The sequence below is a fragment of the Streptomyces sp. NPDC006476 genome (genome assembly GCF_040612015.1).
GTDB lineage: Bacteria > Actinomycetota > Actinomycetes > Streptomycetales > Streptomycetaceae > Streptomyces > Streptomyces griseorubiginosus_B.
Genome location: NZ_JBEXPK010000018.1, coordinates 88,673 through 109,697, shown reverse-complemented (window position 1 = coordinate 109,697; position 21,025 = coordinate 88,673). Strand labels below are relative to the sequence as shown.

Here is a 21,025-nt window from a genome sequence, read left to right as displayed (position 1 = left end):
CCCCGTCATGTCGCGACTGCCCACCCCCATCACCGTGTCCGGGCCCCCGGACAACCGGCGAGCCCTGCGCCGCAGACGAGCCGGTGAAGCCGCCATGGCCTGGACGTTCGTCTCCCCCGCCGTCCTGATCATCATCGGCCTGAGCGTGGTACCCATCATCTGGTCGCTGCTGCTGTCCTTCCAGGCCGACGACCTCGTCACCCCCAGCCGTTGGGTGGGCCTGGACAACTACCGCGCCCTCGCCCAGGACCCGCACTTCAGCCAGGCGCTGCGCAACACCCTGCTGTACACCGCGCTGTACGTGCCGGCCAGCATGGTGCTCGGCCTGCTCCTCGCCCTCGCCCTCAACCGGCGCATCCGCTTCGTCGGGCTCTACCGCACCCTGTTCTTCGTCCCGTTCGTCGTCTCAGCGACCGCCCAGGGCGTGCTGTTCTCGTTCATCCTGGACCCCGAGTTCGGCGCCGCCAACGCCGTCCTGCACCACCTGGGCATCCCGTCCCAGGGCTTCCTCACCGACCCCTCCCAGGCACTTCCGGTACTCGTCGCGATCAGCCTGTGGAGCGGGACCGGCTTCTGCCTGGTGATCTACCTCGCGGCGCTCCAGGACGTGCCGGCCTCGCTGATCGAGGCGGCACGGCTGGACGGTGCCGACCGCCTCCAACTCCTGCGCCACGTCACGCTCCCCGCTCTCAGGCCCGTCACGGTGTTCCTGCTGCTGTGGCAGACCATCGAATCCCTCCAGGCGTTCGACCTCGTGTACGTCACGACCAAGGGCGGCCCTCTCGGCTCCACCACGGTGATCGTCTACTTCATCTGGCAGCAGGCCTTCCAGAACGCCACCGCCGGATACGGGGCCGCCTCGGCCTACGTCCTGGCCGCCTCCCTGGGCCTGATCGGCCTGATCCTCCAACTCCTCCGCCGCCGCGCCCAGGGGGCCTCCGCATGACCACCCTCTCCGCCCCGCCCGACGCCGCGCAGGCGGCTTCCCCCGCCCCCCGCCGCGCCGTACGACTGCGCCACCCGCGACTGCCGTTCAGCCCCTGGCACTTGCTCCTCGCGCCGATGGCCCTGCTGTTCGCCGTGCCCCTGATCTGGCTGGCGCTCAGCTCGGTGATGAGCAACGCCGAGATCAACCGTTTCCCGCCGGCGCTGTGGCCCTCGCATCTGGACCTGGGCGGCTACCGCTATGTGCTGGGCAACGCGATGTTCCCCCGCTGGTTCGCCAACTCGTTCCTCGTCAGCCTCGTCACGGTCACCGCCAACCTCGTGCTCGGCACGCTCGGCGGCTACGCGTTCGCCCGGATGCGGTTCGCCGGCTCCCGGCTGCTGCTGGGCCTGATGCTGGCCACGATGGCGATCCCGTTCCAGCTGACGATGATCCCCACGTTCCTGGTGATGAGGCAGCTCGGCCTCATCGACACCCTCGGCGCGCTGATCGTGCCGTCCCTGGTCACGCCCTTCTCGGTGTTCCTCCTGCGCCAGTTCTTCCTCTCGCTGCCCCGCGAGCTGGAGGAGGCCGCCTGGATCGACGGCTGCTCACGGCTGCACGTGCTGTGGCGGATCGTGCTGCCGCTGTCCCGGCCGGCCCTGAGCACGGTGGCCGTCCTTACGTTTCTCAGCACCTGGAACGACCTGACCTGGCCCCTGATCGCCATCAACCACGACACCCAGTACACGCTCCAGCTCGGCCTCACCACCTTCCAGGGACAGCACCACACCCAGTGGGCCGCCGTGATGGCCGGCAACGTCATCACCGTGGTGCCGGTCCTGCTCGCTTTCCTCGGCGCGCAGAAGGCGTTCATCCAGTCCATCACCTCCACCGGTCTCAAGGGCTGACCCCGCTCGCCCCCGACACACCCCTCAGGCAGGAAGACCTCAATGCCGCACTCGTTCGACCTGCTGGTCATCGGTGACGCCAATCCCGACGTCGTCGTCGGCCCGCTCGACGGCCCGCTCGCCTTCGGCCAGCGTGAACAGTTGGTGCCCACCGGCACCCTCACCGTCGGGGGATCCGGCGCGATCGTCGCCTGCGGGGCCGCGCGCCTCGGCCTGAGGGTCGCCTTCGCCGGCCGGGTGGGCGACGACGACGCAGGCCGCTACATGCGCGACCGGCTCCTCGCCCACGGCGTCGACACCGAGGCGCTGCGGCTCGACCCTGGCCGGCCCACCCCCATGACGGTCGTGCTCACCCGCGCAGACGACCGGGCCATCATCACCGCCCCCGGCACCCTGGCCGCGACCACGGCCGACGACGTACCCGCGACGCTGCTGGGGGCCGCGCGGCACGTGCACGCGGCTTCCTACTTCCTGATGCCACAGCTCGCCGTCGCGCTCCCCGAACTCCTGCGCACCGCACGCCGGCACGGCGCCAGCACCTCCCTGGACACCAACGACGACCCGTCAGGCCAGTGGGAGGCCTCGGGCCTGGACGCGGCCCTGGCCCACACCGACTTCCTGCTGCCCAACGCCGCCGAAGCCCGGCACCTGGCCCGCCTGGACACCGACGACCCCGCCGCGGCCGCCGCACGGCTCGCCCGCCGGGGCCCGGTCACCGCGGTCAAGAACGGCGCAGACGGCGCACTGTGCCACGACGGCGTACGGCTCTTCACCACCCGGGGCATCCAGGTCCAGCCCGTCGACGCGGTCGGCGCCGGCGACAGCTTCGACGCCGGATTCATCGCCGCCCTGCTCGACGAGACACCCCTGCCGGATGCCCTCCGCTTCGCCGCGGTCTGCGGAGCCCTGTCCACCCGTGCTCACGGCGGCACCACCGCACAGCCCACGCGGGACGAAGTCCTCGCCCGCCTCTCCGAGACCGAGGAATCGCCGGTATGACCACCCCCAAGATCGCGTTCATCGGCGCGGGCAGCGTCGTCTTCACCCAGGGACTGCTCGCCGACCTCCTCGCGTTCCCCGAACTGAAGTCGGCGCACATCGCGTTGCACGACATCGACACCGAGCGCCTGGCCACCGCACACGCCGCCGCCGCCCGGATCGCACACGCCCTCGGCGCCGACCCCACCGTCACCACGGACACCGACCGCCGCAAGGCCCTGGCGAACGCCGACTTCGTCATCAACATCGTGCAGATCGGCATGGGCGAGGCCACCCGCACCGACTTCGAGGTACCGGCCCGCTACGGCGTACGCCAGACCATCGGCGACACCCTCGGCGTCGGAGGCATCTTCCGCGCCCTGCGCACCTTCCCGTTCCTGAGGGAACTGGGACAGGACATCGCCGAGGTCTGCCCGCACGCCTGGCTGCTGAACTACACCAACCCCATGGCCATGAACGTCCAGTACCTGACGCAGGCCACCGGCCTGACCCGGGTGGTGGGACTGTGCCACTCGGTGTACTGGACGATGCGCGACCTCGCCGATCTGGTCAAGGTCCCCTACGAGGAGATCAGTTACCACGCCGCGGGCGTCAACCACCAGGCATGGGTACTGCGCTTCGAGCACCAGGGCCAGAGCCTCTACCCGAAGCTGGACGAACTGATCGCCTCCGACGGCCAGTTGCGCCGAAGGGTCCGGGTCGACATGTACCGCCGGCTCGGCTACTACCCGACGGAGACCAGCGAGCACTCCTCCGAGTACGTTCCCTGGTACCTGCACCACGCAAGCGAGGTCGAACGGCTGCGGCTGCCGATCGGCGAGTACCTCAAGATCGTCGACGAGAACGTCGCCGCCTACGAAAAGACCCGCGAAGCGCTGGCCGCAGGAACACCGCTCGCCGTCGAGGGGACGATGGAGTACGCGCCCCAGATCATCCACAGCATGGTCACCGGCACCCCGCGCACGGTCTACGGCAACGTCCCCAACCAGGCTCTGATCGACAATCTGCCCGCGCACGGGGTCGTCGAGGTGCCGTGCCTGGTGGACTCGCTGGGCGTCCAGCCGACCCGGGTAGGCTCCCTGCCGCCCCAGCTGGCGGCGCTCAACCGCACCTACCTGAGCGCGAACGACCTCGTGGTGCGGGCGGCGATCGAGGAGGAACCGCGGCACATCAGGCACGCCGCGATGACCGACCCCGCCACGGCCGCGGCCCTGCCGGTCGAGGACATCTGGCGCCTGTGCGACGACATGGTCACCGCCCACGGCGACCTCCTCCAGCCAGGGCTGCGCATCCGCCTCGCCCCGTAGGTGCCATGATCGGCGGGCCGCCCGTGTCGGCCCGCCGACCGGACCAAGTACAGGGAGAGCTGATACGTCCGCCCCCGCGCACTTGCCTGCTGTCGCTTGCACCCGGTGTGCGGCACCGGATGCCGGTCAGGTGGGCTGGGGGCGGCCGAAGAGCAGGTCGTAGCCTGTCGGGAGCTGGAGCAGGACCTGCTCCAGGAGGTCGTGGCCTGCTGCGTCGGCGACGGTGCTGAGGACGGCGCTGACGTCCCAGGCCGCGGTCTGCTCGGTGGCTCCCTCGATCCAGGCAGCCGTCGCCCGCACGAACCGCTCCGGTGTCAGCGGCTCGGCGCTCTGTAGGGGGTTCAGGAGGATCAGGGCAAATTCGTCTGGCAGGCGTGCCGCCAGTTGGGCGCGCACCTCGCCGACCAGGTGTGCACCCAGTAGGGCGAGGACAACGCGCGCCGCGCGTTCTGCCTCGTGTGGCGTTTCGTACTCGCCGCGTTCTTTGACCTGGTCGAGGAAGGCTTCGTGTCGCAGGGTCACGTGGCAACCACCCTTTCGGCTCTTTGCTGCGGCGTGGCCGTACTCGGGGCCCCGGGGTCGTGGTGTCAGCTAGCCAGATCGGCTGTGCCGAACAGGACGGCGTAGCCGGAGGGGAGTTGGCTGATGATCTGGTTCAGCTCACCGCCGGAGACGGCGTCGGCCAGGGTGGTCAGGACCGCGCCGGCGTCCCACTGTGCGGTGCGCGGCCGGGCGCCGGTGCGCTCGGCGACCCGGCGGTAGAACTCCTCGATTCCGAAGCTTTCGGCCTGCGCCTGTCTGGCCTGGGCCAGTGCCTGTCCCAGCGGTGCGGGCAGCTGGGAGGCAAGGTCGTCGACCTCGCCGGGGCTGATGCGCTGGGCGAGCACGCTCAGCACCGCGTCGGTGACCTCCGCGGCTTCGTCCTGGCTGGCGTAATCGCCGAGCTCGCGTACGCGAGCGAGGAACTCGTGGTGCTGCACGGTTTGTCACCTCCGCTTGCCAGTGATTCTCAGGGCATCGCAGGCGATGCCCTCTTCTCCGGTGCAGCGCTGCTCGCGGGCGGGGCCGGCCCGGTGACCTCGACAGTTGCTGGGCGCAGCAGGTTCTCGCCCAGCCGGTAGCCGGGACGCAGGACAGCCGAGCACACCAAGCCGTCCGCGGCGGCGCTGACGTGGTGGGCGAGGGCCTCGTGGCAGGCGGGATCGAACGGATCGCCCACATCACCGAACGACGTGACACCCAGCGAGCCGAGCTGCCCCTCGAGGCTGTCGGCGATGTCTTTGAGACCGGGCGTGAGCGGCTCGTTGGCGCACGCCCGGTCGACGGCGTCCAGCACGGGCAGCAGCGCCTTGAGCACGTTGGCCGCGGCGATCTCGCGCACGGCCATGCGGTCCCGCCGCACCCGCTTGCGGTAGTTGTCGTACTCGGCCTTGACCCGCTGCAGGTCGGCGGTCCGCTCCTGAACCAGGCGCCGCAGCTGCTGAAGTTCGGTGCTCTGCGGACCGCTCCTGTTCATCGTCAGCCAGCCTCCGGCTTGTCGTCATCAACGATCTCGGCGTCCACCACGTCATCCTCGGCCGAACCACCACTCCTACCATCGCCCGCGGAGGCACCGCCCGGCTGCTCGGCCTGGGACTGCTGATACAGGGCGGTGCCGATCTTCTGCGCGGCCTGGGCGGTGCGGTCGATCGCCTGCCGGATCGCGGGGGTGTCCTCGCCCTTCAGCCTCTCCTTCAGCTCGGCCAGCGCCGACTCGGTCTCGCTCTTCGCATCAGCCGGGATCTTGTCGGTGTTGTCCTGCAGGAGCTTCTCGGTGGAGTAGACGAGCTGTTCTCCCTGATTGCGGGTCTCGGCCGCCTCACGGCGCCTGCGGTCCTCCTCGGCGTGCTGCTCCGCTTCGCGGACCATGCGGTCGATGTCGTCCTTGGGAAGCGCCGAGCCTCCGGTGACGGTCATCCTCTGCTCCTTGCCGGTGCCCAGGTCCTTGGCGGAGACGTGCATGATGCCGTTGGCGTCGATGTCGAAGGTGACCTCGATCTGCGGCACCCCGCGCGGCGCCGGGGGCAGGCCGGTCAGCTCGAACATGCCGAGCTTCTTGTTGTAGGCGGCGATCTCGCGCTCGCCCTGGTAGACCTGCACGGTCACCGACGGCTGGTTGTCATCGGCGGTGGTGAAGATCTCGGAGCGGCGGGTGGGGATGGTGGTGTTGCGCTCGATGAGCTTGGTCATGATGCCGCCCTTGGTCTCGATGCCCAGGGACAGCGGGGTGACGTCGAGCAGCAGGACGTCCTTGACCTCACCCTTGAGGACACCGGCCTGGAGGCTCGCGCCGACGGCGACGACCTCGTCGGGGTTGACGCCCTTGTGCGGGTCCTTGCCGGTCAGCTCCTTCACCAGCTCGGTCACGGCCGGCATGCGGGTGGAGCCACCCACCATGACCACGTGGTCGATGTCGGACACCTTGATCCCGGCGTCCTTGATCGCGTTGTGGAAGGGCGCCTTGCACCGCTCCAGCAGGTCGGCCGTCAGTTGCTGGAACTGGGCGCGGGTCAGCTTCTCGTCCAGGTGCAGCGGGCCTTCGGCCGAGGCGGTGATGTAGGGCAGGTTGATGGTTGTCTCGGTGGACGACGACAGCTCGACCTTCGCCTTCTCCGCCGCCTCCCTAAGGCGCTGCACGGCCATCTTGTCCTTGGACAGGTCGACGCCGTGGTGGTTCTTGAACTGTGTGACGAGGTGGTCGACGATCCGCTGGTCCCAGTCGTCACCGCCCAGGTGGGTGTCGCCGTTGGTGGCCTTGACCTCGATGACGCCCTCGCCCATCTCCAGCAGCGACACGTCGAAGGTGCCGCCGCCCAGGTCGAAGACGAGGACCGTCTGGTCGTTCTCCTTGTCCAGCCCGTAGGCCAGTGCGGCCGCCGTCGGCTCGTTGATGATGCGCAGCACGTTCAGGCCCGCGATCTCCCCGGCCTCCTTGGTCGCCTGCCGCTGGGTGTCGTCGAAGTACGCGGGCACCGTGATCACCGCGTCGGTGACGTCCTCACCCAGATAGGACTGCGCGTCCCGCTTCAGCTTCTGCAACACGCGCGCGGAGATCTCCTGCGCGGTGTACCGCTTGCCGTCGACATCCCCGTGCTCGGGGAACCGCCAGCCGTGGTCGCCCATGTACCGCTTGACCGAGCGTGCGGTGCGCTCCACGTTCGTCACGGCCTGCCGCTTGGCCACCTCGCCGACCAGCACCTCGCCGTTCTTGGAGAACGCCACCACCGACGGGGTCGTCCGCGCGCCTTCGGTGTTGGCGATGACGGCGGGATCGCCGCCCTCCAGGACCGAGACCACCGAGTTCGTCGTACCGAGATCGATACCGACCGAACGCGCCATCCGAGCTCTCCCTTCTCGTCCTCACCTCATTCTTCATCTCACCGCCCGGGGATCCACCGGACCGGCCCGGCGCGCAGCGGCGGGTCACGCCGGACGTCCCCGAGCACCACCGCGTACCGCCGTGCGGGCCGCACGGGCTCGGTGGGGGCAGCACCTCGATCAGGCGCAGGCAGCGTGCGTTCGAGGCGCTGATCGTAGGCCGCCCGCAGGATGGGATCGTGCAGCGTCTCGTACGCCGCCCGCACTTCACCGAATCGTGCGGTGATGTCCGCGTTCACGCGGGTGTCCGGGCGCAGTTCCCGCACTCGGGCGCGGAAGGCCGAGGTGATCTTCTCGGCAGTCGCCGAGGGCTGCACTCCCAGCACCGCGTACAGGTCAGATTCTGGCTCCGGCGCCTGCACGTCGGGCCACCTCCCTTGCACCATGCTGAGCTGCGACTTCCTCCTTCTTGCCTACCTTCTGGGATAAAACTTGAGTCTTGCCTTGTCAAGTCTGGGTGAGGTATAGGGGAGGTCGAGACGGCTTTGTCGGCACCCCGGGCCGCGCCCACACACCGGATGGGAGGTGCAGTGCAGTGATCACCGAACTCGCTGTCGAACGTGTGGAGTTCACCTGCGGCTCGTGCTGGCACCGCTGGAGCGTCGACTACGACGTGCAGCGCTGGCGCGACGCTCTCGACGCCGAGTGGGAGGTCTTCTACCGCGACAACACCGCTGTTCCCTCGCCGTACACGCCGCAGGGTGCCCCGCCCTGCGCGCATTGCGGCCGCCACTGGGTCGGACGCCTGGTGGCGCGTCGGCCCGTGCCGCTACCCGGTGACGACGAGGCGCCCCGCAGCCGCGTCCTGGCCGAGGGCGGCCATCGTCCCGAGCGGCATACCGCGCCGATGCTGCACGCCGCCGACCACCCGCAGCCGCAACCCGGCGCACGAGCAGGGCAGGCACCCACGAAGCCGTCCGGTTGATCCGGACAACGCGCGCCCACCCCGTGACGGCGGGCGCGCACTGGTCTGTCAGGAACGTCGCACGCCGATCTCCCGGGCCCTGCGGCGGACCCTGAAGGGCGGCACGATCGGCCCGCATGTGTGAGCTGCGGCATTGCCGGTGAACGCGGTCGGCCTCCACGATGACCGGACCAGACGAGGTCAAGGAGGGCAGCTCCCCATGGGTGATCATGTGCACGTACGGCTCAGCCAGGGGCTGAGTGTGTCGGCCGATGGAGAACTGATCGAGCACTCCCGCTGCCGGTGCGGGGCCACCTTCACCAAGGTGTTCGACGCGGACAGCGGGAAGCCGGAGGGGCCGGCCCCGTCCTGATGCGCTCCCAGAGCCGCACGCGAGAAGCCGGCAAGGATTCTGTCGGCCTGACGGTCCGCGGCTGACCGTCGCGTCTGTTGCCCGCCGTCCATGCGGGTAAGCGGGTAACCGTGCGGGAGACCGTCGCTTTGCCCGGGATGACGGTGGCACCTCGGCGCCCCGGCGGATCGCGCGGAAGTGGGTTCGTATGGGCGGCGGCCGCCTTGCTCGGCAGTCCGGGATCCGCCGCGCCCCCGCCCGCCACGCGGCATCGTCCGCCCTCTCCTGCCCGGACCGCGGTTGCTGCAAGGGCGGCGCCTCCTTGTCGTCGCGGGCGAAGGAGTCGGCGCCGGTGGCATTCCGGGGCACCAGGCGGTCGGCTGCCCCTCGGGCTCATGGCCCGTGCCACGGCCTTCTGCCCGCACGGGTCCCTTCGGTACTGCCGCTGTTCGCCGGGCGCAAGGGCTGTCCGTCCCCGTCTCTGCGCAGGCGAGCAGCCCCCTTTGGGCTATGCCTGCGACTGTTGCACCGCCCCTGTCCTGGCAGCCGTGTCGGCCGATATCGGCTGTAGGTCGATGCGGCCGTCGACGACGTTCACACGGACGCGGTCGCCGGGGCTGAGGGTGCCGAACAGCAGCAGGTCGGCGAGGCGGTCGTCGAGCTCGCGCTGGATGGTCCGGCGCAGCGGGCGGGCGCCGCACTCGGGCTGGTGGCCCAGATTCGCGAGCAGGTCGGCCGCGCCGTCGGTGCCCTCCAAGGAGACGTCCTGGGCGTGCAGACGCCGGCGGCTGTGTTCCAGCAGCAGGTCGACGATCTGTCGCAGCTGGGTGCGTTCCAGGCCGCAGAAGACGATGATCTCGTCGATGCGGTTGAGGAACTCCGGGCGGAAGTGCTGCTGCAGCGCGGGCATCACCAAGTCGCGGACCTTGGCGCAGTCGGTGACACCGGCGCTCAGGATGCGGTCGGCACCGATGTTGGAGGTCATGATGACCACGGTGTTCTTGAAGTCGACCGTGCGGCCCTGGGCATCGGTGAGCCTCCCGTCGTCCAGGATCTGCAGCAGGGCGTTGAAGACGTCCGGGTGCGCCTTTTCGATCTCGTCGAACAGCAACGCCGCGTACGGCTGGCGGCGCACCTGCTCGGTGAGCTGGCCGGCCTCTTCGTAGCCGACGTAGCCGGGCGGGGCGCCGACCAGGCGGGAGACGGTGTGCTTCTCCTGGAACTCGCTGATGTCGAAGCGGATCATCCGGCTCTCGCCGCCGAAGAGGGCGACGGCCGGCGCGCGGGCGAGATCATGCCGCCTCATGGCGTTGCAGCCGCGTACCCAGCCCACCGCGCTCCTCACCCGCCCTCGGCGTCGGACTGTGCGGTGCGCGGCCGCGTTATGGACTGCCCCCCGGGGTCTGTCACCTGCCGGCGCCCGCGGTCTCAGATGCGCGAAGGGGTCAAAGACGGCGTCAGGGCCCCGGGCTGGTGCCCGAGACCCTTGGAGAGAGGAGTCGCTGTGGCGTCAGCCGCCCAGTTCCTTGCGGTCGCTGGCGCCGCTGATGGCGATCTTGCGGGGCTTGGCCTGCTCGGCGACCGGGATCCGGAGCCTGAGCACACCGGCCTCGTACGAGGCTTCGATCTTCTCGGTGTCGAGAGTCTCGCCGAGGAACAGCTGCCGGCTGAACGTCCCCGCGGGCCGCTCGGTGACCACCGTGTCGGTGTTCTCGCCGTACGTCGGCTTGCGTTCGGCCTTCACCGTCAGGACGTTGCGCTCGACATCGAGATCGATCGACTCCGCGTCCACGCCCGGCAGGTCCAGCTCCACGAAGAACGTGTCACCCTCACGCCAGGCGTCCAGCGGCATGCCCGCCGGGTGCGCGGCCGTGCCCCAGACCCGTTCGACGAGCCGGTCAAGCTCACGGAAGGGATCCGTACGCATCAGCATCTGTCATCCCTCCTTTACGTCGTTCCTTGCGTCCAATCGGCTCTACTTCTGATATAGCACCGGGCCGAAAAGTTGACAACTATCGACTCAACTTCTTTGTCTGGCAGTGTCCTGCCGCAGCCAGGCCGCGTCACCCTCCGGATCGGCGGTGGACACAGCCAGGCGGGCATACGGGGCGCCGTGACTCAAGGTCGTCACCACGAGCACCGGGACGCGGGCGCACGCACGCCGCCAGTGCGGCTCGAAGCGGACCTCGTCCACGAACTCAAGGGGCAGGCGCATGCTGCGGCGCCGCGCCGCCAGCGCCCACCGCCACGGCAGACGAACCACCAGATCGCCGCCGCCGATGTGCGGCCGCGTCACGATGCTCACCTGCCGATGCGCCGCGCCTGCAGTACTGGGGAGCAGGTCAGCGGGCCAGGCGGGCCCCCGGAGGCCGGCCCGCTCCACGACGGCGCACGGCGTCCGGTGCGGGTGCGGTACTCCCGCCAGGCGGCAGCCAGCCACAGGCAGCCCGCGATCAGTGCGTACACGCCCAGGACCAGTGCGATGGCCACCGCATCGGCCTCCGGGCGCAGCCACATCAGCGCACCCGCCCTCACCGACACCACGGCGGAGGCCCGCCACCACCAGGCGTGGCGGAGCTCATGCCGCATCCGGGTGGCGACCCACAGCTCCAGGCAGCCCGTCACAATGGCCCAGGCGACGCCTGCCATGATCCCAGCGCCAGGGCCGTCAGACCCGGCCACACGGCCGCGACGAGTCCGGCCACCGCTCCCAGCGCGCCGGCCGCCGCACACGCCACAGCGGGTCGGCACCCGTGCAGGTGCCGCCACGCCGTGCCCAGCAGCGTCACACCGTCTACCAGGGCGTACGCGCCGAACACCCAGGCCAGGGCCAGCACCGTCAGCTGCGGCCAGAGCAACGTCAGCACGCCGAATCCCATGCGCCAACCGCCCGTACCGCCGCGGTGGCGGCCACGGCGTCGTCGCAACCGAACACTCACAGCACGTGGCCCAACGACTCAGCGCCGATACGCAACGTCCAGGGCCGCCCCACCGGCGAGCACATCGCGGGCCTTGACGGATACGACGCTGAAGAGGGATCTGTGTCGGGAAAGCAAGCAGATCACCGACGGTCGCCCGGAAAGTCGTCCGCCTCAGCGACGCCGCACCCGGCGGGATGAGTGCCCGGCGGTTAGTCGATCACGGGCCCGAACTCCGTGGCCGCGGCCTGCTCTATGCCGACGGCCGTGCTCAGTCGGGCTGCTTCTGATTCTCGATGTAGTCCTTGACCACCCGGAGCGGCGCGCCGCCGCAGCTTGCGGCGCAGTAGGAGCCGGACCGGAACCGGCCGTACATGATCGCCCGGTTCACTGGGCCGGTGAATTTCCGTCGCAAGCGGCGGGAGGAGACCCGTTTGAGGGAGTTGACCAGGTTCGACAGGGCAACCTTGGGCGGGTAGTGCCAGCAGGTGCACGTGGTTCTCTTCGCGGCTCGGCAGGTGGCCGGCGCCTCACGCCGCTCGCCGCGCTTCTGGCTGGGCTGGGCCCACCGATCGTCCGCGGCGGTACGGCCGGTCAGCCTTCAGCGGCGTCCTCTCCCCGCCCCTCGGCGAACTCCCACCAGGCGAGGGGGAGCCAGTCTCCATTGACGAAACCGTCGACTGCCGACCCTCGGCCGTTGATCGACACGGCGGTTCCAGGGGGGTAGGTGGTGCCGGACAGTCCGGACACGGGGACGAGGAGGGTCCCGAAGCGTGGCGTCACTGTGGGCTTTCTCTTTCCCGGGGCTTGGTATGCGGGCTCGCGTGATCCGCAAGTGCGTGATGACAGTAGCCAATTTGGCTTAAGGCGCACAACGGACGGAACATGAGATAGAGCACAAATAACCGAGGTCTGATAGCAGCTGTGCCGAGCGGAGGTGCGTAGGCATGAAGGCCGTCGTCTATAAGGGACCGTTCGAAGTAGCGGTCGAGCAAGTGGAAAAGCCCGGGCTCCAACACCCGAACGACGTGATCGTCCGCGTGACGTCCACGGCAATCTGCGGTTCCGACCTGCACATGTATGAGGGCCGTACCGCCGCCGAGCCCGGCATCGTCTTCGGCCACGAGAACCTGGGGATCATCGAGGAGACCGGGGACGGCGTCTCGTCGCTCAAGGCGGGCGACCGGGTGGTCATGCCCTTCAACGTCGCTTGTGGCTTCTGCAAGAACTGCACGGCCGGCTTCACGGGCTTCTGCGTCACCGTGAACCCCGGGTTCGCCGGCGGGGCGTACGGCTACGTTGCGATGGGTCCGTTCAGCGGAGGTCAAGCCGAGTACGTACGGGTGCCGTACGCCGACTTCAACTGCTTGAAGCTACCGGAGGGTGACGCCAACGAGAGCGACTTCGTCCTGCTCGCCGACATCTTCCCCACGGGCTACCACGGCAACGAACTGGCCGACGTCCGTCCGGGCGAGAGCGTCGCGGTGTACGGCGGCGGTCCGGTGGGCCTGATGGCTGCCTACTCGGCCATGCTGCGCGGAGCCAGGAAGGTGTTCGTCGTCGACCGGGTCGCCGAGCGGCTGCAGAAGGCCGAGGAGATCGGCGCGATCCCCGTCAACTTCGGCGAGGGCAATCCAGTGGAACAGATCAAGGACCAGACGGAGGGAGAAGGCACCGACAAGGGCATCGACGCGGTGGGCTACCAGGCCCAGGCGCGGGGCGCGGAACGCGAGGAGCCGGCGACCGTCCTGAACTCGCTCGTCGAGACGGTGCGACCGACCGGAGCGCTCGGCATTCCGGGCCTGTACGTTCCCTCCGACCCCGGCGGCCCCGACGAGCAGGCCAAGCAGGGCTTGCTGCTGGTGGCGATCGGCAGGCTTTTCGAGAAGGGGCTGCGGCTGGGTACCGGCCAGTGCAACGTCAAGCGGTACAACCGGCAGCTGCGCGACATGATCATCGAAGGGCGCGCGCGGCCCAGCTTCGTCGTCTCGCACGAGCTGTCGCTCGACGAGGCGCCGTCTGCGTACGAAAAGTTCGACAAGCGCGTCGAGGGCTACACCAAGGTCGTCCTGCATCCGAACCGGTGACCTGACCTGGGGCACCGGTCGCAGCAGGTGGGGCTGTGCGCCGCCCCACCTCGGCCGGCGGCCGGTGCCACTCGGGCGGCGAGGTTCTCGAGGACTTGGAGTGACACGGCGGACGTTCGGGTCTGTGCACGCAGCCGGGCGATGGTTGCCAACGAGTGGTCGCAGGACGCTGCACTTTCAGCAGGCCACGACCTCCCTAGGGGTGGGGGACATGCGCGTGGACGAGATCTCGGCCCGCAGCGCGTTCCAGATCGATTTCCTGCACCGCCTCCACCATCACCCGATGGCAAGCGCGGGCCCTCTTCCCGTCCACAGGACGGGCCGCGAGGGGCGGTAAAGGACAACCGCAAGCAGCTGCGTCCGCCCCCTGAAGTGGCCTTCGGCCACGGTGACGCGGCCGGACGGCGCCGACTACGACGACGCTCCGCCCGTGGCCAGCGCGGTTCGCGCCAGCCCGCGCAACCAGGCGTGGGCGTGGTCGGTGTCGTAGCGCTGGTGCCACGACAGGTATATCGGTGCCGACGGCAGTTCGAGCGGCAGGGAGAGCACGACCAGGCCGAGGTCGGCGACCGCGGACCGCGTGGTGGCTTCGGGGACGCTGATCAGGAGATCGGAGCCGCGCGCGAACTCCAGCGCGGCCGCTTCCGTGGGCGCGGACGCCACCACGCGGCGGGTGAGGCCGAGCCGCGCGAGGGCGTCGTCGAGGGCATTGCTGAGGTTTCCACGTCGGGAGACGGTGACGTGCTCAGCGGCGGCGTACCGCTTTGCGGTAATGGTCCCCACGCGGGTGAGGGGGTGCCCTCGCCTCACGACGATGACGAGGCGGGTCTCGCCCACGTTCTCGGCATGGATGTCCGGTGCGCTCGGACGGTGGGCGTTCGCCTCCAGGTCCACCTCGCCGCGCCGCAACCCGGGGGTGTCGATGCTTGACTCCGCGACGAAGCGCAATCGCACGCCCGGCGCCTCTTCACGGACGGCCGAGAGCAGTGCGGGGCCACTCAAGGCGACCAGCGAATCGTGCCAGCGAAGTGTGAAAGTGCGCTCCAACGTTGCCAGATCGAGTTCACGGCTCGGTGCCAGCACTCCCTGGACCTGGTGCAGCAGCTCATGCACCTGTTCCCGGACAGCGATCGCATACGGCGTCGGGGTCATCGTGCGGCCGGTGCGCACCAGGATCTGATCCCCCGTCGTGCGCCGGATTCGACCCAGACTCCGACTCATCGCGGGGGCGGTGACATGCAGGCGCGCGGCGGCCCCGGCCACACTGCCCTCCTCCAGCAGCGCGTCGAGCGCAGCCAGCAGGTTCAAATCCAATTGCATGTGAGTAATCCTAGCCGTGCTTTACATGCATTTGAAGTTAATCAAAGGGCTCTATACCTTCGAGACCAGAGCGCTGAACAGAGCGCACAGTTCGGCCCGAACGGCCCCATCTCCTCCTTCTCAAAAGGGAGTTCACCATGTCCGAAATGCTTCAGGCCCCTGACGTCGCCGCCTCCGACTCCGACCTGCTCGGCCAGACCGCGATCGCCGTGCGCGCGGCCGGCTCGGCGCTGCGCGAGCGCTTCGGCGAGGTGGTCCGCTACCAGACCCGCGAAGAGCTGATGCGCGCGCTCGCCGCCAACGACGACACGGCCCTGGACATCCTGCGCCCCCGCCTCACGCGTCTACGCCCGGACGCCGGCTGGGTGGAGGACGAACTGGACGGCGGGGCGCTGCCGCCCGGCGAATGGTGGGTCGTGGATCCAGCCGAAGGCAACATCAACCACCTGCACGCCCTGCCGGAATGGGCGGTGACCGCCACCCTCGTGCGTGAGAACCAGCCGGTACTCACCGCGGTCCACCTGCCGTTGACCGGCGAAACCTACACCGCGCTCACCGGCGCAGGCGCCCACCTCGACGGCCGACAGCTGCACATCTCCCAGACCGCGGACCTCGGCCTGAGCGTGGTGGCCACCAGCCAGGCCCGGCCGGACGAGGACGAGAAGGTCGTGCGGCGCATCGGCTCCTCGATCACCGCGATGCTCTTCGACGCGCTCGTCGTCCGCACCGCCGTGCCCGCGACCCTGCACCTGCTGAACGTGGCCGCCGGCCGCATCGACGCCTTCTGGCAGTTCGCCGGCGCCCGCGCGGACCTGCTGCCCGGGGCGCTGCTCGTCACCGAGGCCGGCGGACAGATCTCCGACGCCCAGGGCCGCCCCTGGACCCCACAGAGCGAGAGCTTCCTGGCCGCCGCGCCCGGCATCCACGCCGAGGCCGTCGCCACGCTCTCACGCTGACCGCCCACCACACCTGCGCGCACGGAAGGACCAGATCATCATGACCACGATCGCAGTTCTCGGAAACGGCCGCGTCGGCGGCAACCTGGCCACAGCCCTCACCCGGGCCGGGCATGAGGTGACCGTGGCGGACCGCGCGCCGGGCGCCGCCGGCGCCGCTGCCAGGACAGCCCAGATCGTCATCAACGCCACCCCGGGCGCCGGCTCGCTGGACCGGCTCGTCGCTCTGCGCGAGGAACTGCGCGACAAGATCCTCGTCGACGTCTCCAACGCCACCATCGACGATCCGGACGGACTGCCCGCCGACCTGATCTACCCCGGCTCAAGCCTCGCCGAGCAACTCCAGGAAGCGCTCCCCGAAACGCGCGTCGTCAAGACACTCAACACCATGCTCTTCCCGGTGATGACCGCGCCAGCCACGCTTCCCCAGGCGCCCGACGCCTTCCTCTCCGGCGAGGACCCGCAGGCCAAGCAGACCGTCCGTGATCTGCTCATCAACCTCGGCTGGCACAAGGAGTGGATAACTGATCTCGGCGGGATCAAAACCGCCCGCGCCACGGAGGCCGCGATCCTGTTTGTACCGCACGTGATTCGATCCAGCGGATTCGCACCCTTCGCGATCTCGATCGCCCGCTGATCCGCACACCGCGCACCACCGCCAGCGGGTCCACAAGAACAGATACGCCGCCGACCGCCGACCGCCGGCCATCGAGCGACCGGCCCAGGCTCTGCGCTCAGCCCGTGGGCGGTTGAGCTGGGCCATGAGCTCACGGTTGGTCGCCCGGGCGGCGGCGAGCTCGTCGCCTTGGTCCTGGAGTTTGAGCTCCAGGACGATCCGGGCCTTGAGCTGCTCGGTGTCCTCGGGGCCGCGCACCGCTGGCCGTGGTCAAGGAGCACATCGACAACCACAAGCGGCCGGCCACGATCCACTGGATGTCCGCCGCACCGGCCCCGAGCGAGTGCCGCATGCTCGGGATCGCGATGTGCAGGACTGCCTGGTCCAGCAGGGTCGTTGCCCCTGCGGCCATACACACCAGCAGGATGCGGCGGGCGACGCGGTCTTCTCCCGGGAGCATTCAGGCGTCCCGCTCCGTGGCGCCCGCGTCCGGCTCCACACCGAGGACCTTGCGGTAGACGCGCTCGCCGTCGCCGTAGTCGTCGACGGCGTAGTGCCAGGTCGCCCGGTTGTCCCAGAGGACGAAGTCGCCGGGCTTCCAGCCGAACCGGATCGTGTAGTTCGGCGAGGAGAGGTGCCGGAGCAGATGGTCGAGCAGCACCCTGCTCTCGGCCGGGGTCACTCCGGTGAGTTGCTTCGCCGAGCTGCCGATGAAGAGGCCCCTGCGGCCGGTGACCGGGTGAGTGAGGACGACCGGGTGCTCGACGGGTTCGCCGGGAGCGTTCTTCTTGCTGCCCTGCGCGTAGTTCTCCGCGTTGCCGTCGAAGAGGGCGCCGACCGATTCCAGCAGCACCTTGAACGGTTCTGGCAGGTCGTCGTACGCGGCCTGGAGGTCCGCCCACAGGGTATGGCCGCCCAACTCGGGCACCACCTCGTACGTCAAGGACTCGATCGCGAACACGGGGTCGCGCCAGAGGCCGCCGAAGGGCCAGGTGCTGGCCTTGCTGTCTCGCATGTCGATCAGCACTCGCAGAATCTGCGGATTTCATCCCGTTTTGTTCGCATCGTTTTTGAGACAGAGCGATGTCACATGTTGTCCGCTGCGCCACGGCCCCCGCGCGGTTCCGCCGGTACGCCGACACCACGCCTCCACCAGGCACGCCCCGCCGTTCACTCATTCCCTATAATTCCTATCGGATTACTAGGAAAAGAGCCCGGTCCTCCCGGCGGATGAATGCACCGCGCCAACCGACAAGCAGCTTGAGGAGACCACCCACCATGGGCGTTGCCGCTATGCCGTCCCAACCCGCCCCGGCGTCCGACCGGAAGGGGCCCGGCCGCGCCCACTGGTTGCACGTGGCTCATGAGATGGCGGACGACCTCGCCACGGACGCGGCGGCCAGGGAGCATGCGGGCAAGGCCCCCTTCGGCGAGGTCGCCGGACTCCGTGAATCCGGACTGCTGACCCTGCTCATACCGGCCGAACTCGGCGGAGGCGGCGCGGACTGGTCCACGGCTTACGCCGTCGTCCGGGCGATCGCAGCCACCGACGCCGCGATCGCCCAACTTCTGGGCACGCACTACTTCCTGTCATGGAGTGCCCGGTTCTTCACCGAACCCGACCTCGCCACTCGAATCGAACGTCGATCAGCGACGGAGCAGTGGTGTTGGGGAGGAGGTTTCGCCGCTCAGGATCCCCCGCTGATCCTGACCAGGAAAGGGCGGGGCTATGTACTCGAGGGCCGGCAGAGCTACGCCACCGGAGTTCTGGTCGCCGACCGCCTCGCGGTGCGGGCCGAGCGAGCGGGTAACCGCGAACCAGTCGCCGTCGTCGTCGCTCCTACCCATCCCGGCGTGAGGATCGACGCCGCGGAAGCCTTCGGACAGCGGCTCGCGGCCGGAGGTGACGTGGAATTCGACGCCGCGCCTGTCACCGTCCACGACGTGCTCGGCTCCCTGGCCGCCGACGACGACGTGCTCTCGCCGTCGGCCGCTCTGGCCTCACCGATCGGGCGTCTCCTCTCCGTCCAGCTCCTTCTCGGCCTCGCCGAAGGCGCACTCGCCGAAGCGCGCGAGTACAGCAGGATGGGCCAGTCGTCCTGGCGCCCCTCCTGGCCGGACGGCACTCCCCAGGATCCGCACGTGCTGGCCACCTACGGGGAACTCACGATCCTCACCCGCTCCGCCGCCGCACTCACCGATCAGGCACTGACAGCCGTCCACGACGGACTGGCACGCGGCGAAGACCTCACCTACGACGAGTACGCCGACATCTCGGTCCACGTCACGATGGCCGAGGCAGCCGCTTCCAAGGCCGCACAGGAAACCACCAGCCGCGCCCTGGACATCGTCGGCTCCCGCTCCGCATCCGCACGGCTGGGCCTCGACCGCTTCTGGCGCAACGCCCGGGCGCACACCCTGCACAGGCCGGTCGCCCACCAGATCCGCGACGCCGGGGACTACTTCCTCAACGGCGCCCACCCCCCGTTCGTCCTGCCGGCCTGACCGGGAAACCAGGAACGCCGGATCAGCGGCCTGGGCCACAGGTCGTCGACCGCGGCGCGCGTCGTCGCATACGCCGCCACTGCGGTGTCGCTCGGACCCGGAGTGGCCGGCGGACCGGTCCTGGACGCGCTGACCAGGGCGATCAGTCATTAAAGTCGTCGTGGGCGACGGCGTCAACGACGCCCCCGCCCTGGCCGCCGCGCACTCCGGGATCGCGATGGGCAAGGCCGGCTCCGACCTCGCCCTGGAAACCGCCGACGCCGTCGTCGTCCGCGACGAACTGACCACCATCCCCTCGATCGTGCAGCTCTCCCGCACCGCACGCCGCTTCGTCATCCAGAACCTGGCCATCGCCGGGACGTTCATCGCCGTCCTGGTCGCCTGGGACCTGATCGGCACCCTCCCCCTGCCCCTCGGCGTCGCCGGCCACGAAGGCTCCACCGTCATCGTCGGCCTCAACGGCCTGCGCCTGCTGCGCGAGACCGCCTGGCCCCACCTCACCAAGGACACCGCGTGAGCAAACGCACCCGCCGTGCCGTCCCTGCCCCGGGGGCCGCACGGCCCACCGTCACCGTCTGCCGCGGCTGCTGCTGCGGCACCCCCAAGGTCCCTGGTCTCGACCACACCGCCCAGTTCCGCAACCTGCGCCTGGCCCTCGACGGCACGGCGACCGTACGCGTCACCGACTGCCTCGACGCCTGCGAACGTGCCAACGTCATCGTGGTCCAGCCCTCCGTCGAAGGCCGCAAGAACGGCGGTCGGCCCATCTGGCTCGGCCTCGTCAACGACCCCGATGCCACCACCGACATCACCACCTGGATCAAGGACGGCGGTCCCGGCCTCACCGACCCGCCCGACATCCTCGACCTCTACACCTTCCGCCCCTCCCGCCGCGTCCAGGCCGAACTCCACGACGACGCATGACCCCAACGCCCGCTTCGCGTGCCGTCAACCGATCGTTTGACGACTGGCAGTCGACGCGGGAACCCTGACCGCGTGCCTTGCAGCCCTGGTCTTCCTGGCATTCGCCGTCCCGCCGTTACGGCGGGCGGGCTCATCGCGGCGGCCGGTGCCGGGGACGCCCTGACGCCCTTCGCGCTCACGTATCTCCCGTTCGCGCGCCCGGACTTCTCCGCCATGACCGCCCCCGCCCTCGTCATCGCCGGCGGAAAGGACCAGTCGGTGATGACTACCCGCGGACCGGAATGGTTCACCGACGCCTACCACCTCAGCCCGGGCCCGAAGCGACTGCTCACCATCGCCGAGGCCGAGCACCTCTTCGGCGGAATCTCCGGCGAGGCCACCAACGACACCACCGACGAAAACCCCGCCCGCGTCGCCCTCGTCGCCGACGCCGTCTCCGCCTACCTGCACGACGTCCTCAGCGCCGACGCACGAAGCTGGCCCCGAGCACCAGGCCGGGAGACGGCGAGACCGGGGATGTCCGCTTGCTGCCCTGCCCCGCAGGGGTTTCGTTGACTCCCCCGGTGCTGGGCGTGCTGCTGGCGGCGGGCACGGTGGGGTTGTTGGGGCTCGCCGTGCCGCTGCTGGGAAGCCTCGCCGACTCCGGCCTCGTGCTGTACTTCATCGGCGCTGTCATCGCCCACCTGCGGGTGAGTTCACGCGACATTGTCGGCCGGCGGATCCGGTAGCGGCTAGCAACCTGGGCGCGGCGAGCACAGGCGGGCGCATCCGCGATCGAACTCCGGCCTGCTTGGCCCTGGCGCCGGTTCAGTCGGGGCCGGTTGACGGTCGTCGCCGGTCGTCCTCGCGGGTGAGCGGGGGCGGTCAGCGATGTCTTCGGCTCA

24 protein-coding genes and 4 pseudogenes are annotated in these 21,025 nt (G+C 69.6%); 14 read left to right on the top strand and 14 right to left on the bottom strand.

All coding sequences use genetic code 11. The features are described 5' to 3' along the window. Positions 1 to 7 precede the first annotated feature (7 nt). Genes ABZZ74_RS21750 through ABZZ74_RS21735 form a run of 4 tightly spaced genes read left to right on the top strand, consistent with a single transcriptional unit; the run spans position 8 to position 4,142 of the window. Entirely contained in the window at positions 8 to 946 is a 939-nt protein-coding gene (locus tag ABZZ74_RS21750; RefSeq protein WP_356767264.1) for a sugar ABC transporter permease, read from the top strand. After that, the gene (locus ABZZ74_RS21745) at positions 943 to 1,836 is read left to right on the top strand and encodes a carbohydrate ABC transporter permease (protein ID WP_356767262.1); all 894 of its coding nucleotides are present in this window, start codon (positions 943 to 945) and stop codon (positions 1,834 to 1,836) included. Before ABZZ74_RS21750 ends, ABZZ74_RS21745 begins: the two co-directional genes overlap by 4 nt. A 42-nt stretch (positions 1,837 to 1,878) precedes the next feature. After that, a complete protein-coding gene (locus ABZZ74_RS21740) occupies positions 1,879 to 2,835 on the top strand; it encodes a carbohydrate kinase family protein (protein WP_356767260.1) in 957 nt (318 codons plus the stop codon). Further along, positions 2,832 to 4,142 (top strand): alpha-glucosidase/alpha-galactosidase, encoded by a 1,311-nt coding sequence (locus ABZZ74_RS21735; protein WP_356767258.1) that lies wholly within the window; start codon positions 2,832 to 2,834, stop codon positions 4,140 to 4,142. Before ABZZ74_RS21740 ends, ABZZ74_RS21735 begins: the two co-directional genes overlap by 4 nt. A 126-nt stretch (positions 4,143 to 4,268) precedes the next feature. Here ABZZ74_RS21735 and ABZZ74_RS21730 read toward each other — a convergent pair whose 3' ends face one another. The 5 genes from ABZZ74_RS21730 to ABZZ74_RS21710 all read right to left on the bottom strand — a co-directional run bounded on the left by ABZZ74_RS21730 (position 4,269) and on the right by ABZZ74_RS21710 (position 7,921). After that, entirely contained in the window at positions 4,269 to 4,664 is a 396-nt protein-coding gene (locus ABZZ74_RS21730) for a DUF2267 domain-containing protein (RefSeq protein WP_356767256.1), read from the bottom strand. A gap of 65 nt (positions 4,665 to 4,729) precedes the next feature. Next, positions 4,730 to 5,122 carry a DUF2267 domain-containing protein gene (locus ABZZ74_RS21725; RefSeq protein WP_356767255.1) on the bottom strand — a complete coding sequence of 131 codons (393 nt, stop codon included), beginning with the start codon at positions 5,120 to 5,122 and terminating at the stop codon, positions 4,730 to 4,732. Between the two features lie 29 nt (positions 5,123 to 5,151). Next, positions 5,152 to 5,658 carry a nucleotide exchange factor GrpE gene (grpE, locus tag ABZZ74_RS21720; RefSeq protein WP_356767253.1) on the bottom strand — a complete coding sequence of 169 codons (507 nt, stop codon included), beginning with the start codon at positions 5,656 to 5,658 and terminating at the stop codon, positions 5,152 to 5,154. Between the two features lie 2 nt (positions 5,659 to 5,660). Next, positions 5,661 to 7,520, bottom strand: coding sequence for a molecular chaperone DnaK (dnaK, locus tag ABZZ74_RS21715; RefSeq protein WP_356767251.1), 1,860 nt, complete (start codon positions 7,518 to 7,520; stop codon positions 5,661 to 5,663). A gap of 38 nt (positions 7,521 to 7,558) precedes the next feature. After that, the gene (locus ABZZ74_RS21710) at positions 7,559 to 7,921 is read right to left on the bottom strand and encodes a J domain-containing protein (RefSeq protein ID WP_356767249.1); all 363 of its coding nucleotides are present in this window, start codon (positions 7,919 to 7,921) and stop codon (positions 7,559 to 7,561) included. Between the two features lie 173 nt (positions 7,922 to 8,094). Between ABZZ74_RS21710 and ABZZ74_RS21705 the strand changes: the two genes are divergently transcribed. Then, positions 8,095 to 8,484, top strand: coding sequence for a hypothetical protein (locus ABZZ74_RS21705; RefSeq protein WP_356767247.1), 390 nt, complete (start codon positions 8,095 to 8,097; stop codon positions 8,482 to 8,484). Between the two features lie 199 nt (positions 8,485 to 8,683). Next, positions 8,684 to 8,836 (top strand): hypothetical protein, encoded by a 153-nt coding sequence (locus ABZZ74_RS21700; protein WP_165955065.1) that lies wholly within the window; start codon positions 8,684 to 8,686, stop codon positions 8,834 to 8,836. Positions 8,837 to 9,323: 487 nt separating this feature from the next. Here ABZZ74_RS21700 and ABZZ74_RS21695 read toward each other — a convergent pair. From ABZZ74_RS21695 to ABZZ74_RS21665, 7 genes and pseudogenes are all read right to left on the bottom strand, one after another. Beyond that, a pseudogene (locus tag ABZZ74_RS21695) lies at positions 9,324 to 10,109 on the bottom strand (AAA family ATPase); the annotation flags it as partial. A gap of 216 nt (positions 10,110 to 10,325) precedes the next feature. Next, positions 10,326 to 10,748 (bottom strand): Hsp20/alpha crystallin family protein, encoded by a 423-nt coding sequence (locus ABZZ74_RS21690; protein WP_356767245.1) that lies wholly within the window; start codon positions 10,746 to 10,748, stop codon positions 10,326 to 10,328. 87 nt (positions 10,749 to 10,835) lie between these two features. Further along, the gene (locus tag ABZZ74_RS21685; protein ID WP_356767243.1) at positions 10,836 to 11,120 is read right to left on the bottom strand and encodes a hypothetical protein; all 285 of its coding nucleotides are present in this window, start codon (positions 11,118 to 11,120) and stop codon (positions 10,836 to 10,838) included. Then, positions 11,117 to 11,464, bottom strand: coding sequence for a DUF308 domain-containing protein (locus tag ABZZ74_RS21680; RefSeq protein WP_356767241.1), 348 nt, complete (start codon positions 11,462 to 11,464; stop codon positions 11,117 to 11,119). The genes ABZZ74_RS21685 and ABZZ74_RS21680 overlap by 4 nt, the downstream gene beginning before the upstream one ends. Next, a complete protein-coding gene (locus ABZZ74_RS21675; protein WP_356767239.1) occupies positions 11,437 to 11,694 on the bottom strand; it encodes a DUF308 domain-containing protein in 258 nt (85 codons plus the stop codon). The genes ABZZ74_RS21680 and ABZZ74_RS21675 overlap by 28 nt, the downstream gene beginning before the upstream one ends. Positions 11,695 to 12,004: 310 nt before the next feature. Further along, positions 12,005 to 12,184 (bottom strand): transposase, encoded by a 180-nt coding sequence (locus ABZZ74_RS21670; RefSeq protein ID WP_356767386.1) that lies wholly within the window; start codon positions 12,182 to 12,184, stop codon positions 12,005 to 12,007. Positions 12,185 to 12,327: 143 nt separating this feature from the next. Beyond that, complete coding sequence (locus ABZZ74_RS21665) at positions 12,328 to 12,516, bottom strand: hypothetical protein (RefSeq protein ID WP_356767237.1); 189 nt, start codon at positions 12,514 to 12,516, stop codon at positions 12,328 to 12,330. A gap of 164 nt (positions 12,517 to 12,680) precedes the next feature. Between ABZZ74_RS21665 and ABZZ74_RS21660 the strand changes: the two genes are divergently transcribed. Continuing rightward, entirely contained in the window at positions 12,681 to 13,820 is a 1,140-nt protein-coding gene (locus ABZZ74_RS21660) for a glutathione-independent formaldehyde dehydrogenase (RefSeq protein ID WP_356767235.1), read from the top strand. A 411-nt stretch (positions 13,821 to 14,231) separates the two neighbouring features. Here ABZZ74_RS21660 and ABZZ74_RS21655 read toward each other — a convergent pair whose 3' ends face one another. Beyond that, a complete protein-coding gene (locus ABZZ74_RS21655; protein WP_356767233.1) occupies positions 14,232 to 15,140 on the bottom strand; it encodes a LysR family transcriptional regulator in 909 nt (302 codons plus the stop codon). Between the two features lie 137 nt (positions 15,141 to 15,277). On the opposite strand from ABZZ74_RS21655, the gene ABZZ74_RS21650 reads away from it, so the two are divergent. Both ABZZ74_RS21650 and ABZZ74_RS21645 read left to right on the top strand, forming a co-directional pair. Continuing rightward, entirely contained in the window at positions 15,278 to 16,096 is an 819-nt protein-coding gene (locus tag ABZZ74_RS21650) for a 3'(2'),5'-bisphosphate nucleotidase CysQ (RefSeq protein ID WP_356767231.1), read from the top strand. 40 nt (positions 16,097 to 16,136) lie between these two features. After that, a complete protein-coding gene (locus tag ABZZ74_RS21645; protein ID WP_356767229.1) occupies positions 16,137 to 16,733 on the top strand; it encodes an NAD(P)-binding domain-containing protein in 597 nt (198 codons plus the stop codon). Between the two features lie 439 nt (positions 16,734 to 17,172). Here ABZZ74_RS21645 and ABZZ74_RS21640 read toward each other — a convergent pair whose 3' ends face one another. Then, on the bottom strand, positions 17,173 to 17,727 hold the full coding sequence (locus ABZZ74_RS21640; RefSeq protein ID WP_356767227.1) for a TauD/TfdA family dioxygenase: 555 nt from the start codon (positions 17,725 to 17,727) through the stop codon (positions 17,173 to 17,175). Between the two features lie 263 nt (positions 17,728 to 17,990). Here ABZZ74_RS21640 and ABZZ74_RS21635 point away from each other — a divergent pair, with 263 nt between their 5' ends. From ABZZ74_RS21635 to ABZZ74_RS21615, 5 genes and pseudogenes are all read left to right on the top strand, one after another. Beyond that, positions 17,991 to 19,217, top strand: a complete 1,227-nt coding sequence (locus ABZZ74_RS21635) for an acyl-CoA dehydrogenase family protein (RefSeq protein WP_356767225.1) — start codon at positions 17,991 to 17,993, stop codon at positions 19,215 to 19,217. 136 nt (positions 19,218 to 19,353) lie between these two features. Next, a pseudogene (locus ABZZ74_RS21630) lies at positions 19,354 to 19,734 on the top strand (heavy metal translocating P-type ATPase); the annotation flags it as partial. Next, positions 19,731 to 20,141 carry a (2Fe-2S) ferredoxin domain-containing protein gene (locus ABZZ74_RS21625; RefSeq protein ID WP_356767223.1) on the top strand — a complete coding sequence of 137 codons (411 nt, stop codon included), beginning with the start codon at positions 19,731 to 19,733 and terminating at the stop codon, positions 20,139 to 20,141. The pseudogene ABZZ74_RS21630 and the gene ABZZ74_RS21625, both read left to right, overlap by 4 nt. Positions 20,142 to 20,249: 108 nt before the next feature. After that, positions 20,250 to 20,696 (top strand): annotated as a pseudogene (locus ABZZ74_RS21620) (chlorophyllase); the annotation flags it as partial. Positions 20,697 to 20,701: 5 nt separating this feature from the next. Then, a pseudogene (locus ABZZ74_RS21615) lies at positions 20,702 to 20,869 on the top strand (DoxX family protein); the annotation flags it as partial. Positions 20,870 to 21,025: the final 156 nt, after the last annotated feature.